Consider the following 14377-nt stretch of genomic DNA (forward strand, 5'->3'; position numbering starts at 1 on the left):
ACGCGCGGCGTGGAGAACCCCATGGAAACCGAGATCCTTTCGGAAGAAGAGCTAGCCGACATCACCGGCTACAAGGGTCGATTCCACCAGAGACGCTGGCTGGACGATCGAAAGTGGCTGTATGTCGAGAGCCGCGGCGGCCGGCCGCTAGTGGGTCGCCAGTACGCACGCATAAAGCTGGGCGCTGTGGTTCCGACAATTTTTGAACCCAACCCGCCGCCGGCAGCGCCGGCATGGATGCCAGACTTTTCGCGAGTGAACTGATATGCGCCCCCGCAAGACCGAGAATCGACACCTGCCCCCCAGGATGTACCAGTGGGTCCGGCCACGAAAAGACGGCACAGCATGGACTGCTTACTTCTACCTGGACTCAGCGGGTAAGCGCATCTCACTCGGCAAGGACCTCGACCTGGCTCGGCTCAAATGGGCCGAGCTTGAAGCCAAGGACAAGCCTCTAGATCTGCGCACTATGAAGGGAATTTTTGATCGGTACATCCGTGACATTATCCCAAAGAAGGCGCCCCGCACGCAGCGCGACAACCTGGCCGAGATCAAGCAACTGCGCCCTCTGTTCGATAGCGCCCCGATCGACTCCATAACCCCGGCAACCATTGCCGGGTATCGGGATGCACGAACGGCGAAAGTACGAGCGAACAGAGAGATCGCAACCCTCTCCCATGTGTTCAACATGGCGCGCGAGTGGGGCCTTACCACGAAAGAGAACCCCTGCCAGGGCGTACGCAAGAATAAGGAAACTCCTCGCGACTATTACGCAAATGACGTGGTGTGGGATGCGGTTTACCGGAAGGCGTGCCAGGAACTGAAGGATTCTATGGATTTGGCGTATCTGACTGGCCAGCGGCCGGCAGATGTCTTGGTTATGCGCAGGGACGATGTAGAGGGGGATTATCTGGGAGTTCAGCAGAACAAGACGCACAAGAAGCTTCGCATCCAGGTATCAGCCAACGGAGTCCTCAACAGCCTTGGACTTCTAATTTCGCAGATGAACGAGCGCAATGCTCAGCATCTGTGTAGCTACCTGATTGTGAGCTCGCGAGGTAAGCGCATGACCGCCAAGATGCTGCGCGACAGATGGGATAAGGCGAGGGACAAGGCGAAGACGGAGGCAATTGAAGCGGGCGACACGCTTATGGCGAGCAGGATCGCAAACTTTCAGTTCCGAGATATCAGGCCAAAAGCCGCGTCAGAAATCACCGATATCGACGAGGCAAGCCTGCTTCTGGGGCACACCAAAGGCGACATCACGGAGCGCGTATACCGGCGAGTCGGGGCTATTGCCCAGCCGTCCAAATAGGAGGAAAAGCCGTTACAAAACGCGAAAGACGCCCCTTGTAGAATGCGGCCTGTAGAGCATTCAAAATACCAAAGTTTTGCAATGAAAAAACTCTAGACCTCTTGATCTATGGGCCTTTGCATAGCGGTCTTGAAAACCGCCGACTGTAACAGGTCCTAGAGTTCGAATCTCTACGCCTCCGCCAAATCTCAACGAGAAAGCCCTGATTTTTCAGGGCTTTTTTGTTTCTGCTGCTCACGGGCGCTTACCGTCACCATCTGACCGTTTCCGCATCATTTCTTTAGTTTCCGCAACTACCCCCCTACGGCACCTTGCCGACAGAATGCCAAAACCTGTGGCCCGACCTGGATGCTGTCCTGTATTTTCCTAACCTCAGGATGACCGATTCTTGCCACACACCATGGCCTGCAGTTACTGGACGGGAGTAATTGCTGCATCGCCCCGATGATGGATTGGACACACAAACGCTGTAAGCCTTAATTTTAAAGACCTCCGTTGATCAACATCAGACTGTGTACCAATTTTTTACCACTTCACCTGGTAGCTCTAAGCTGTCACCTGCCACTTTTCGTTCAGAGATCGACAGTGAAAGGTGCGACTAAAATTTGAGAACAGGCGCCACTACGAGACGGTGGTACGGAGGTCCATCCTCAGGACAACCATTTGTGAATACTCGGCTTTGACTTGACGAGAAAAATTCTTACTTCCTATCTCTGAAAAGCCCCACTTGAGATAGGCGTTTCTTGCATTTACTGCAGACGCCATTACATCCAGCCATACGTGCGTCAGCCCTAACTCTTTCGCGTGCTCGATTGCTGCAGACACAAGTCGAAACCCTAACCCCGACTTCTGACTGCCCGGTAGAAGATAGATCCTAGAAATCTCCGCTCCCCCACATTCGTGCGTGATCGGGTTTCGAGAGTCAACCATCATGGTTAAGAATCCAACCGCAACCCCAGCAACCTCGGCTACCCAAAGCCTTGATTCAGCTTGTCGCAGCAGCATCAAAAATGCTGATGTACTAAAGGTATCCAGTTGATTGGCTAAAGCTACGCAGTCATTCCATAGGTAATGATAGGACGCTGCATAAGCAGCAGGACCAATCACTCCTAACACCTCAGCATCGTCTACACATGCTCTGCGGATTTTTACCACTCCGTCCACACTTGGGCCTCGCGCAATTCCAATGGGTCACCCAAGAGTCTACCCCCTCAGATCTGCGTCTGCTTTGCTCGACTGCTGCCAGGGATGCAGAAATTAGCCCCCAAATCCGTGATGGATTGGGGGACGTTCCCTGAAAGCCTATAGCATCAAGGCTTCAAAACGGCAGACTAAGTTTCGGTACCAATTTTGTACCACACCCTTTTGATCATCCTCGCCACTTGAGGCGCAGCTCTATTCGATCAGTCGGCGTAGAACCTTCCACTTTCACTGCCAAAAAACTACAACAATCCACCCACCTACTCTATAAAGCTGTTGCAGGAGTCTTATAGGTAAGAGAACGCCATTTGGGATGGTCACAGTGCATGTCAGTCACCGTTGAGATGGTTGCGGAATTCATGTTCGCCTACACACGGCGGTATCGTAACGAGTACCGCAGAGCCACCACACCTCTACCAGATGGTCCTGGATATCCGAATCTAGTTCAGTCCCCTTATCTAGACGCCAAAAAACTTCAGGTCTACGTTGCTCAAGACGGCGTTGTGATTTCCATTGAAAACGAACCACCACACCAGTGGTACATTGCTGGCGGTCCTGCGCTTAAAGTGGATTATGAGCCAACCAGAACTCCCAAAGATGTCACCCAATTCTTAGCCGACAACCAACTACAAGGGAAGGACATCGGCATTTATAGAATAGTATCGAAAACTCCCCTAGCCTCCTGTATATGGCGCAGCCGAGTACAGGGCATAGAGAGAGAGCTGCAAATCTCAGACCCTGAACTTGAACTAACACTATCCCTAAAACAAATAAATTTACCATATAAAAAACTAGTCAACACACTGACATTTGGTGCATATGGCTCGGTGCTTGATCCAAAATTTGATGATGCCGCTGATTTTGGCAGGTCTCACATCACTAAGAATTTAGGATTTTTCCCGGCAGACCTAAACAATAGAAGATTTTTTGAGTATATCGAGGTAGTTAGTCATGCCGATGAGGCAGCGTGGGACAAGCGACTGATAACCCTACGCGTCCAGCAAGATATCCGCCGAGATATCGGCTCAGCCTTAGCCACATACGGGCGTGAGCCTCTAGGAGGTTCTATATCGTTCGGTAGCGAACCGGAATGGCTTGATTCTTACAATAATCGCCTTGACTCATTAAAGATTGCCATTTCTACCTTAGGAGAGGCTTTAAGGTTTCAGCCAGACGGCATTGAGTCTATATTTCACGCTATCTTAGAGAAACATCCAGTACTGCTAGATGTTTACGGCTCATGCGAAAGCAAGCCCGAACTAATCTATCCAAATGGTCAGACTTCACCCATCGGCAAAACAAAACTTCAGCCAGACTTCATCATTAAATACCCCGACCAATCTTACAAATTAATTGAAATCGAACGCCCCGCAAAAAAACTAGCCACAACGCTGGGACAACCACGAGCAGAAGTCAGTCAAGCCGTATTCCAAACAGCTGAATGGAAGCACTATATAAAAACCCACTATTCGTTAGTCGCTTCACGCTATCCAGGTATTCAATCGAAATGCAAAACGTCCGTAATCATGAGTCGATTTACTCAGCAAAATTTTAAGAACGTGTCAGATGCACGCGAATACATGGGACTGATGATAGACCAATACAACATCGATGAGTTCCTCACATTCGACGATCTCCTTGAAAGAGCAATTTCCGCTTACACAATGCTCTCAAGTTTTCCTCCGACATAAACAGCCATAAGGATAGGGATTCGAACCCGACCATAATCAACCGCAGTCCGCTCAAGGCCACGAAATTAGAGTATGTAGCACCTGAGTTAAGGCCTATATAGGCCTAAAGCGGTATCCGCTATGCCCTAAAAATGCCCTAAGATCATCTGCGCTTCGAGCCAACAACCTGTTCGGCATCTGCAAACCAGGGTAGCGAGGATAACGCGTCCGAGGTGTGCCAAGTGATCAGCCACTCGGTGTGGATCAAATCCGGCAGGCTGATCCCGTTTTGTGGGAACGCGTCACCCATGCGCCTTTCGCCACCATATTTCCACTCAAGCGGTCCGAAGCCGTCTGCCATACTTCGGCCCGAGAGGCTGTCATGGCCAACTCTGTATCATTCGTAATAAGTTCAGCGTCTCGCAGGGCCTGCGTGTAGCCGATTGCATTATGGTAGGCGCGAACACCAGAAGCCCAGTCGCTCGATTTATGTACTGAGTTCAACCGCAAAAGCCAGGCTGTTTGGACTCTGCGCTCGGCAAACCGGGCTGATCGCTAATCGTTAATACGCTGATGCCTGGCATGCCCCAATCCCCCAAATTAAGCGCTGCTTATACGCTTACCAGCACGACCGATACCAGTAGCCAAATGTAGGGGGCATGGTTACCACGACCACTAAAAAGGCCCACATCCCTGCCAGGTGAGGGGCCTTTTTTTGAACCGTCGAAACCAACATCCCCTAGACGAGCAGGCCAGTCCCACCTCGGCTGGCCTTCGCCTAATCAACCCTTGTTCGCAATAACCCTCTTTGCCAAGGTTGATCAACAGGGACATCTCTTCCAACGGAACTCATCTGCTCCGTTTGTGCGTGGTGGGTGTTTCACCAAACCTTGAAGTCCTTTCCAGGGTTTCTTCAAGCGCTCGAACTAGTACATTTGTGCTAGTTGACTCCCCCCCTCCTACGGGGATCATAGTCCCGACTAGTGCTGCCATTCTGAGATTTCAGTCAATCGGACATTTCGACTAGTCGCGCAGTATCACAAGGGACGTTTGGCTGGGTAGTTTAACGCTCGAAGTTGATGATAATCGATGAAATGTGTTATTTACTTTTTGATTGCAACGAAGCTAATTTGCTTCTTAATTTAGTCGCCAGACGCTACGAGCATGGCAGCGTGTGCTGGCCAGCAAATATCACTGACTCGAGATACTCAGTTGAGAAATTCTATTTTTTAGCGTGCTTGTTTGGCTTGATTAATTTAATGTAAATGGATAACAAATTCATATTCAAGGAGGCACGACACAGCATGCCAGAGTTTTTGAAATTAAATAAATACGTCATACCAATTACTTTACTACTTGCTGCCTCCACTTCAGCGATAGCTGACAAAGCGAACCCCATTGGCGATTGGTGGCGTGTCTATAGCATAGGCACGGGCAAAAACAACATAGTGTTTGTCGCTGATCTCACGTCCATGACGCCACGGAGTCAAGCGGCGGGTGGGCTTCAGTCAGTAGACGTAAACCAAGTCTTCGCTGACCCATCCAAGCCATTGGCGGATGTCTATTCAGTTGAAGTCCAGTGCTCCAAGCACAGAGCCCGCTTTCTTAAAGGAACATCAATAGAACGAACGAGCTACGCACGCCGGGATTTGAAAGTCTCCAATGAGTGGCATACGTTGGATGACAAGGCGCTTTTATATACATTTGCCTTTGTATGTAATCCCCAAGATCGAGTCTTCAACGGCATGTTGTCACTGGGTAAATTTGATCAGATGAAAATGCTCGGGATCATCACGGAGGTACAAGCACCGCCGAAGAGCCCAATGGAAGAGCTGGATGAAATGTTAAACAACAAAAACCCTGAAAAGTCCAGGTAAGGTAAACTCCATGATATATCAATGGATGAAAACGTTTTCTTTAATGCTAGCAGTGTCAGGCATAATGGTAAGCAGCGGCTGTTCCTTAATTGCTCAAAGTCGTTGGGAAGGTCGCGATGCCCAAGAGGCGCTGAATCTGTTTGGCAGGCCCGATACGATGAAAGCAACTCAAGATCCTGATGCAGGTACACTTGTCGTAATGACGTGGTACAAATCCTCTCAGTGGTCGACAACTGAGGCAGCCGGAACATCCATGACACAAGGCAGTAATGGTTTGACCCATACCGAGTATTACGAGAACGTCGGTCATAGCTCCGACTGCAAGATTGAAGCAACGGTGAACAAAGCAAAAAAAATAGTGCTTTTCAAAATTCAGAATGGAGAAGTATTTCATGGCAAGTGCCAAAATATTCCTTATGTTCCCGGTTATATTCCCCCAGGCTTTTAGCATCTTCTATAAGTACTGAAGGGATAACTGATTAGGGGATTCACGGCAGTTATTTTTTCGAAACAGTCCCTCAGACCGCCTAGTATTACACCCTCGGATTTTTTCCTAATCCTAATAATGGTCTGAAGGGACGCTCCAAAGTTTTGCCCAGTTTTGAAACGAAAACACCAAGACCCGACAACTGCAACATTTTCAGTTTATTGACGTTGGGTCAACGGCTCATGCCTCCCTTGCTTTGCTCCTTGGGCTGAAGAGTTGAATGAACAAATGCTGCTGATGAAGGCACTCAAGAAAAATCCAGGATCCTCCAAACTCGTTGCCTAGGTTAATTTTAGACGTAAACAATAATAAGCCCGGACTATCGCCGGGCCTCTTCATTCTGACTACTCTTTGCTCGCTTGCAGCCCCCGCACATACTCCTGACACGCAGCCAACGCGATCAGTCCCTGGTCACCGTCTCCGGCGATGGCGATAATTCGTTGAGCATGCGCTGGGTCAAGTTCGGCTCGCGCTTCTCCATGATCCACGCCGGCGCCGCCGGTGTCGGCTGGCAGCCCACCGCCACCACCCGGGGCGGCGAGTAGGACTGACAGCCGCACATCAGCAGTAGCCAGCCGGTCACGCAGGCGAGCCTGCTCGGTTTGAGCATTTCGCAGTTCCTTGTAGTGGGTTTCGTCATTCACCTGCAGCCGATCCTCCAGCGCTCGGCGCTCAACCTGCTGGCGTTCCTGCCAATCGATCACCGCCACCGCCGCCTGCTCGCGAGAGCGCTGATTCGCCTCGGCCTGGGCGGCCAGTTGCTCGCCGTAGCGGTTGGCTTGCCAGGCCCAAGCAGCCCAGGCGCCGAGGGCAAGCCCCAGTACCAGGGCGCCAATCAGTCCACGTGCACCCAGCGCGCTCACGGCAGCACCTTCAGCACACGCTTATACAGCGCCTCGCGGTCGGACAAGCCATTGGTGCCGCCGTTGATACGGCGAGTGATAGTGAGAAAGTCACCCTGGTCGGCCAGGGTATTGAGGCCTGCCCGCTGCCAATACCAACCGGCCGACATCGAGGCACACACCGGGTGCTCAAGCAACTCCGGGGTGTTGAGCAATCGCGCATCACCAAACAGAGCCTCGCTGCAAGCCGCATAGTTGGCCCGGCCGGTGACCTGAATTAGCCCCCTGCCCCGATACTTCTGGCCGTCGCCATCCGCTTCGGGAGTGTTGCCCAGGTGCTTGGCCAAGGTCCCGGTGTCGTACTTGCTCAAGTACTGGTCGCTGCCCAGCTCGCGAACCCACTGCAACTGGCCTGACTCGTGGCCGATCTGGGCGATAAACGCCGCGATACGCAGCCGGGTGACGATGGCGTACTTGCGCAATGACACAAAGGAGGTTGAGCATATTTCGATGCAATGGAAACCCATTACTGACGAGCACCGCATGAGTCATGCTCTACAAGCTTAGGCGTCGGGCCAGTTCAGCCCGCACTCAAGCACGCACTTCACTTAAGGATGAGCATCATGAACGATGATTTGAAGCAGTCAGGCTCTACTACAACCTCTCAGACCACCACCTCGCTGGAGCAGGTGAAAACCGGAAGGGTCTTGGATTTCACCTGGGTACCTAACGCCAACACCACGACCACCACCGTATCAGCGGACTTTGTCGACTACCGGGTCGATACAGCCCAAGGCAGCCCTACGGGGAACAGCCACTCCATAGCACGCTTTACCTATGTCCAGGGCAAAGGCGGCGGCCAGATCAGCCAGCTGTTTCTCGAGGAGATGCGTGCCGGTGTACGAGCCAACACCCAGATTGGGCTGATGGTCGGACGCAAGTGGGTTCTGGACCCCAACGGCGAGGTCTCGGGCAGCATCGGCACCTATGTGGTCGAACAATTCGATGACATGCGCGCCAGTGTCAATTATGTCGGCTCCTTCGCCCGCGTCTTCGACGACCCCAGGATGGTCAGCTACCACGCTGGGGACCATGTGCACCCCAACGCAGGGGGCCGCACGCGCACGCTCAACCCCCTGGATGAATTGGAAGTCAGCACCTTCCCATTCGGCCCGGTGTACCTGGCCTTCCGTGTCAGACCTACTGCATAGCGATCTGTCGCGCGCCGGTTGAGCCTTCACTCAACGCCGGCGTCGAACTCACATCCGAGCCACCGACAAACCTGGTCGACGATACCGGCCAGCGGCATCGAAGAGCTAGGCCATGGCCAAGACCAACGCGGAATTGCAACAGCAGAAACGCGCCAAGGAGAGGGCGTTGCTCGAGCGGATCGGCGCTGAGCAGCCTACAGCAACTACTGAGCAGCCGAGGTAGTAGAGGTAGTGGATGAATTCGATTAACGCTCCAAGGTTGCCACTAGCAACACTGCCAAGATCAGCCATAGGCACCAAGCAAGCGTTGTGGGCGACAACACTTCCCCAGGACCGGAATCTGCTGAGCGCTCCGGCTTCGAGATAACTACGTCTATTGACAGGTACCGAAGTAGTTCTTGTTGCCCTGCTTCTTATATGAGAAAGCGTGGCATGACTTAGAGGGCCTCGCGCTGGTGGGTTTATCATAAATATAAACAGTCACATGCACATCCTCCGAAAAAGGAACTGAACCCCCTTTATGCCATAGGTCTTTCTTGAGGTAGAGATTTTTACCTTTCGGATCCTTAGTCTTGTAAGCACTGGAAATTTCTGTCCTTACTGAATTCTCCAGGGTCGCCTTAATAGTGGTTTTATTAATATCTGGAGACTTTATATTACGTTGATCTTCTGTGAGTGGAGTCGGCTCCCAAGTATTACAAGGATCGGATGTACAAAGGTATACATCCGCTAGAGCATAACTAGAAAGAACAGATAGACTCAGCGCCGAGGCAAGTGGAATCAAACAGGCTGGTAGTTTTTTCATTGGTATCCCTCCCAATGGGAATTTGCTAGATATAACTGTGAAAAGTGGCCAATTCCTACCCTGCACTGAATGCCTCCTGGCACGCTGAAGTAAGAACTGAGATAGACCTTAGACCGGTCAGGGAAATTAGCAAGGTAGCAATCGCAGCGTCCACTGTAGTGGCCTAATAAAACCGGACACCTGCAACCTGAACCTATTTCACTGCCCGCCAGCATTTCCAGGGGCAACTAACTCTCTTCAGTTATCCCTTCTTACCAGAAGGAATTGAGAGAGCACGCTGAGCGAGCGCTGAAGGCAGGTGTCCCACCGGCTTCTGCCGTATCCCCCCCTGGAGCTCGGCATCGATATTGGCAATATCAAGACCAATGCCACTACCACCTTGCCCGGCATCAGCAGTAACGTGTTGCCCCTCTCATAGACAAGGAGCGGTGATGTCAATCAGAAGCCTCAGGAAAAACCTTCCCGCTGACCCAGACAACAACGGCTGGGTACTCGGCTGGGCAGTGATGAGGGACGTTCCCGGATCATGGCAATTCATCGATATCTACGCAGATAAACCTACCGCCGAAGCGCAGGCTAGACGTCTTGGTGGGTGGTACGTCGTCGAATACGGTGCCCACCAGCCTGGTACTGAAAAATTCATTGGCGGCTCTGCACCTCCGCAATAACGGGCCGATTCTCCTCGGCCAATCCCCTGCGGCACGAACCAGGCCCCGGTTCAGCAGTGAGCCCGGCTTTACCCTTTTGTGCCGCCAATCAGCACCCCGGACCTCGCGCCCGCATCCACCCTCGATGCCGTGCTTGCGGTCCCTATCCTGCAGGTGGTGCATCTGCATCAGCCGTGCAACGGCGCACTGACGCGCTGCAAGCCTGTCGCACCCGCTGCTTCAGGTGCAGGTTCGCGCTCTGCCCCGCCAGCCATCCTTCTGCTCGGGGATAGTGCATGCCGAATTGATCACCGCCAGGTAGTTACGCCCCGCAAGACGTCTAGCAGTAGAGAGGCCCACCCTTTATAACCATCAACAGCTTGATTGCTAAAAACATCCTGTTTTTATCGTATTCCCGAATGCCCCGTTTAATAGGGACAACTATTAAACCCAACTCAAAACTACACCCACATTAAAAATATGCTTGCTACAGTGTAAGTAGCCAAAGCGCAGCAACCGCCATTCAACCTTTACATAAAATTGAATCACCCTATCGGCAACAACGCTCGTTCCTGCTGTGATATTTGGCCCGCGACAGCTGTTGCAATTGTTTCAACAAGCTTCACCCCAACCCACCAAAGCAGAACCAGCATCAAGCAGCATCGATTGGTATGCCACACAACCCACATGCCATTCAACAGCACTAAGGAAAGCAGACAAGAATAATTGCTTTATACATCCCTAGTTCAACACTTGTCGAACAAGAAACAAGGCATCCACCCGCCAATGGTGGATATCGAATTATCTTGATTGAAAACTTTTCCCCTAACAGGAGATTACTATGAGACCGGTCCAGAAAATCACCGTTAACAACAAAGGCGGCTACGTATTCAACTTCTCGGTCCAATGGCTGGGCAGCGACGGCAGGTGGGTGACTTCCGAATGGAATAGCGGCAACTATCCCGTGGCGACCTCGCGGACAACTCCCGATCTGAACACCATTGGGGTTCCGGCCAATGCGCTGGCGGTCACGGTCTATGGACACGCAGTAGCCGGGACTTCCGGTCAGGGAACGCCGTTTGTCGCGTTCGCGGCTAACGGTCAGATCGCCACCTATGACGCTGTCGGTACCACGTTCATTGGCTTTGCAATCAACTTGATCGAGTAGACCGCAACCCTTGTCCCGATGATGCCTGGCGCCAATGCTCCATGGAGGGTTGGCGCCAGCGCATTTAATCGACCGCATGTTTCATGCCGCCACCACCCAACTGGACATCACCATGAGAAAAGTCGAGCGCATTGGCTGCCTTAACAATGGCATCTTCATCATGAACTTTTCGATTCAGTGGTTTGATTCGAAGGGAAGCTGGCATACCTCAGCCTGGAACAGCGGCAACTTCAACAACGGCCTGTACAAGGTAAGCCCGGCACTTTCGTCGCTCGGAGTTCCAGCCGATGCGATCGGGGTGGCCCCTTATGTTTGTGCAGTGCTTGGAACAAGTAGTCGAGGGACGCCCCTGGTGCAGTCGGCAGATAACGGCCGGCTGGCAGCTTACGAAGTGACAGGAACGACCCTGGACTTCAAGGTCCAGCCTCTGCCGTGGAGGAACTGGGCTCAGAACATCGTTCATACAATGTCGATCGATGGGGAATATTACTTCTCGCCGACGAACCTGGTTGAACTCCAGGCCATCGTCAGTCAAGCCGTACTGGCTGGCGCGACTGTCCGCGTTTCCGGCCAGCGGCACGCGCAGCCGGCCCTGGTGGCCGAAGACAATCGCCTCGCGCCGAACCCGGCGCGCTGGCTGATCGACCTCTCCTGCTACAAGGACCTGGGGCCCGAGGGCAATCAGTCCATCGTGCTGCACCCCTCCGAAACCAAGGTCACGGTGAACACGGGTGTACGCGAGGATGCACTGGATGCGTTTCTGACGGGCCACGACATGATGCTCAAGACCGTGACCGCCGGCGGTTTTTTCAGCCTTGGCGGGATGACCGCGGTGGACGTGCACGGTGCCACCATCAACGCGCCGATCTTCGCGGAAACGGTCTCGGCGTTCAGCATCATGGGCCCGGATGGCCAGGTAAGGACCCTCGACACACAGACCCCAGCGGTGGATGGCTGGTCGCCCCTGCAGTTCGCCCGCGTCTCTCTGGGGGCCCTGGGAATCGTCACCTCGGTCACCGTTGAGTTGATGCCACGCCCCTGGGCCACGACCTTGAAATCGGGCAAGGAGGGCAACATCACCTGTAACGATCAGCAGGCGTTCATTGCCCAATTCAAGACCCTGCTCGCGAGCCATGACCGCGTTGAGTCCTTCGTCAATCCGTACACCCACAACTTCCTCATCCTGTGGTGGGACCTGGTTTCGTCCCCAACGACGAAGATTCCGAACCTGAAGGCAAGCGTTCCCGATGCCTGCGCCCTGGCGCAAGAAAACATCTTCGGCGCGCCCTATTTGATACCGATGGAGCCGATCCTCGAACCGCCCCTGATTGCGGCGCAGTATCTTGGAAACAAAACGGCGGCCAACGCGATCATCGATGCGGGCTACCTCACCATCGAAACGCTCTTCGATCAGGCTGCGGCTGTCTACTCCGACTTGTGGCTGACCCGGGCGTCGCGGGTGATCTTCATGTCTTATTTCATCGAACTCCCGGCACTCGATGACTCAGGGCTGGGCAAGGCCTGGCAGGGTCTTGACGCGGTCATGGAGCGCCTCAAGCGTTCCAGCGACTTCCTGCTGGTTGCCCCCATGGAGTTCCGCTTCGTCCGTGGCGGCGACAGCGTACTGGCCGGAACCTACACCGAAACCCCCAACGCGACCTTCGTCAATCTGGACCTGATCGGTTACGTACCGGCCGTCGCGGGGGCTGAATACCCCCAGCTCCTGCTGCACTTCTTCGCCGACATCGAGCGCGCCTGGGTGGCCCTGGGAGGAATGCCGCACACCGGCAAGATGTTCGGTTTCTACGACCCGAGTCGCCCCGCTGGAACATTTTCGCCACCGTTCAACCCGGCGTTCCTCAAGGATCTGGCGACGCGGCGCGGTGCCAGAATCAAGGCCTTCGATTCCTACCGCAGAAGCTGCGATCCACAGGGTGTGTTCCACAACCGTTTCGTAGCGGCGCTGTTGGGAGACACACCCCAGTAGAGCTGCCCCGCCAAGGAAAGCGTCCGGTGCCTGATCTACAGTTGAAGCAGGCATTGAGGACATGACCATGTGCGGGCGCCTTTCCCAGTACCGTGGCATTCATGATTTCGTGGCGGCCTTGAGCATGCCCGGGGCCCTGGTCGACAACCTGGGCGAGCAGCCTCTGGGACACTACAACGGCGCACCGAGCATGCAACTGGCCCTGTTCCATGTCACCGCTGGCAGGCTTTACGCCGACCCGGTGCGCTGGGGCTGGAAGCCGCACTGGGCCAAGGATCGAGCCCCACCGATCAATGCCAGGGCCGAGAACGTGGCCCACGGCCCGTTCTTCCGGCAAATCTGGCCACACCGCGCTATCTGCCCGATCGACAACTGGTTTGAATGGGTGGACGAAGGCGGACCTAAGAAACAGCCCTACTTGATCAAGCACCGCAACGGCTCCCCCATCCTCTGCGCCTCAATCGGACAGTTGCCTGGCCAGGACCGAAGCGAGCACGAAGGCTTTGTGATCATCACAGCGGATAGCGAAGGGGGAATGGTCGACATCCACGACCGCCGGCCTGTGGTCCTTGCACCAGACCTGGCCCGGGAATGGCTCGATCCGGCAACGCCGAAGGAACGCGCCGAGCAGATGGCCCTGCACCAGGGTGAGCCCGCCAGCGCCTTCGAATGGTTCAGGGTAAGCACCGCAGTCGGCAACGTCAGGAATCACGGCCCGGAACTGATCGAGCCCACTACCAAGCCCGCCGGCGGCGATGCGGTAAACAACGGCTGATCACTGGCAAGCCTCCACCGCGGCAACCAGAACTCGCTCATATCCGACCCGCTGCCGGCGCTCCGCCAGCAGCGCCCGCACCTTCAGTTCCAAGCTATCGGTCTTCTTGAGGCTGCCCGTGGCCCAGGCTGGCACAGGCACCACAGGCGCCCTGCACGGCACCTGCACTGGCACCTCCACCCGCACCGTGCGCACCTCGGGCTCCCGGGCTGCGCACCCCGTCAGCACCAACGCAAAAGCGCAAATGCCCGCCAGGCCAGGCCCACGGCCAACCCAGGCTGTAAGCCTTGTAAATAGCGGCCTGTGGACTTTAAAAACCCCAATTTCACCCGGGTTTAGGCCCAGGTGGCCGCCGGGGTACCACCTGCACTTTTTCGCAGGTCCTGCACTACC

15 protein-coding genes are annotated in these 14377 nt (G+C 54.1%); 11 read left to right on the forward strand and 4 right to left on the reverse strand.

Going from position 1 to position 14377, the window contains the following annotated elements; translation table 11 throughout:
- The first annotated feature begins 21 nt into the window (after nucleotides 1–21).
- Together PFLCHA0_RS19210 and PFLCHA0_RS19215 are read left to right on the forward strand one after the other, a co-directional pair.
- Entirely contained in the window at nucleotides 22–264 is a 243-nt protein-coding gene (locus PFLCHA0_RS19210) for a DUF4224 domain-containing protein (RefSeq protein ID WP_015636205.1), read from the forward strand.
- Between the two features lies 1 nt (nucleotide 265).
- Nucleotides 266–1315 carry a tyrosine-type recombinase/integrase gene (locus tag PFLCHA0_RS19215; protein WP_015636206.1) on the forward strand — a complete coding sequence of 350 codons (1050 nt, stop codon included), beginning with the start codon at nucleotides 266–268 and terminating at the stop codon, nucleotides 1313–1315.
- Nucleotides 1316–1936: 621 nt separating this feature from the next.
- Here the strand turns inward: PFLCHA0_RS19215 and PFLCHA0_RS19220 are convergent.
- Nucleotides 1937–2422 (reverse strand): GNAT family N-acetyltransferase, encoded by a 486-nt coding sequence (locus tag PFLCHA0_RS19220; RefSeq protein WP_134532620.1) that lies wholly within the window; start codon nucleotides 2420–2422, stop codon nucleotides 1937–1939.
- A gap of 419 nt (nucleotides 2423–2841) precedes the next feature.
- Here PFLCHA0_RS19220 and PFLCHA0_RS31310 point away from each other — a divergent pair, with 419 nt between their 5' ends.
- The 4 genes from PFLCHA0_RS31310 (at nucleotide 2842) to PFLCHA0_RS31320 (ending at nucleotide 6510) form a co-directional block, all read left to right on the forward strand.
- Nucleotides 2842–4206, forward strand: a complete 1365-nt coding sequence (locus tag PFLCHA0_RS31310; RefSeq protein ID WP_080644464.1) for a Shedu anti-phage system protein SduA domain-containing protein — start codon at nucleotides 2842–2844, stop codon at nucleotides 4204–4206.
- Between the two features lie 1058 nt (nucleotides 4207–5264).
- Nucleotides 5265–5450: an ATP-binding protein gene (locus PFLCHA0_RS32365; protein ID WP_077934458.1), complete on the forward strand. Its 186-nt coding sequence runs from the start codon at nucleotides 5265–5267 to the stop codon at nucleotides 5448–5450.
- Between the two features lie 39 nt (nucleotides 5451–5489).
- Entirely contained in the window at nucleotides 5490–6062 is a 573-nt protein-coding gene (locus PFLCHA0_RS19225; RefSeq protein ID WP_041118967.1) for a hypothetical protein, read from the forward strand.
- Between the two features lie 10 nt (nucleotides 6063–6072).
- Nucleotides 6073–6510, forward strand: a complete 438-nt coding sequence (locus tag PFLCHA0_RS31320; protein WP_227454121.1) for a hypothetical protein — start codon at nucleotides 6073–6075, stop codon at nucleotides 6508–6510.
- A gap of 383 nt (nucleotides 6511–6893) precedes the next feature.
- Here PFLCHA0_RS31320 and PFLCHA0_RS19230 read toward each other — a convergent pair whose 3' ends face one another.
- Both PFLCHA0_RS19230 and PFLCHA0_RS19235 read right to left on the reverse strand, forming a co-directional pair.
- A complete protein-coding gene (locus tag PFLCHA0_RS19230; protein ID WP_015636208.1) occupies nucleotides 6894–7412 on the reverse strand; it encodes a lysis system i-spanin subunit Rz in 519 nt (172 codons plus the stop codon).
- A complete protein-coding gene (locus PFLCHA0_RS19235) occupies nucleotides 7409–7918 on the reverse strand; it encodes a glycoside hydrolase family 19 protein (RefSeq protein ID WP_015636209.1) in 510 nt (169 codons plus the stop codon). The genes PFLCHA0_RS19230 and PFLCHA0_RS19235 overlap by 4 nt, the downstream gene beginning before the upstream one ends.
- A gap of 96 nt (nucleotides 7919–8014) precedes the next feature.
- Here PFLCHA0_RS19235 and PFLCHA0_RS19240 point away from each other — a divergent pair, with 96 nt between their 5' ends.
- From PFLCHA0_RS19240 to PFLCHA0_RS19260, 5 genes are all read left to right on the forward strand, one after another.
- Nucleotides 8015–8602 carry a hypothetical protein gene (locus tag PFLCHA0_RS19240; protein WP_015636210.1) on the forward strand — a complete coding sequence of 196 codons (588 nt, stop codon included), beginning with the start codon at nucleotides 8015–8017 and terminating at the stop codon, nucleotides 8600–8602.
- A gap of 1236 nt (nucleotides 8603–9838) precedes the next feature.
- Nucleotides 9839–10075 carry a hypothetical protein gene (locus PFLCHA0_RS19245; RefSeq protein WP_041752391.1) on the forward strand — a complete coding sequence of 79 codons (237 nt, stop codon included), beginning with the start codon at nucleotides 9839–9841 and terminating at the stop codon, nucleotides 10073–10075.
- Nucleotides 10076–10895: 820 nt separating this feature from the next.
- Nucleotides 10896–11222 (forward strand): hypothetical protein, encoded by a 327-nt coding sequence (locus tag PFLCHA0_RS19250; RefSeq protein ID WP_015636211.1) that lies wholly within the window; start codon nucleotides 10896–10898, stop codon nucleotides 11220–11222.
- A gap of 76 nt (nucleotides 11223–11298) precedes the next feature.
- Complete coding sequence (locus tag PFLCHA0_RS19255) at nucleotides 11299–13209, forward strand: D-arabinono-1,4-lactone oxidase (protein WP_230493568.1); 1911 nt, start codon at nucleotides 11299–11301, stop codon at nucleotides 13207–13209.
- Nucleotides 13210–13276: 67 nt separating this feature from the next.
- A complete protein-coding gene (locus PFLCHA0_RS19260) occupies nucleotides 13277–13984 on the forward strand; it encodes an SOS response-associated peptidase family protein (protein WP_015636213.1) in 708 nt (235 codons plus the stop codon).
- Here the strand turns inward: PFLCHA0_RS19260 and PFLCHA0_RS31990 are convergent, their stop codons facing one another.
- On the reverse strand, nucleotides 13985–14239 hold the full coding sequence (locus PFLCHA0_RS31990) for a hypothetical protein (protein ID WP_041120661.1): 255 nt from the start codon (nucleotides 14237–14239) through the stop codon (nucleotides 13985–13987).
- Between the last annotated feature and the right edge of the window lie 138 nt (nucleotides 14240–14377).

It is taken from the genome of Pseudomonas protegens CHA0 (genome assembly GCF_000397205.1).
In the GTDB taxonomy this organism is placed as follows: Bacteria; Pseudomonadota; Gammaproteobacteria; order Pseudomonadales; family Pseudomonadaceae; genus Aquipseudomonas; species Aquipseudomonas protegens.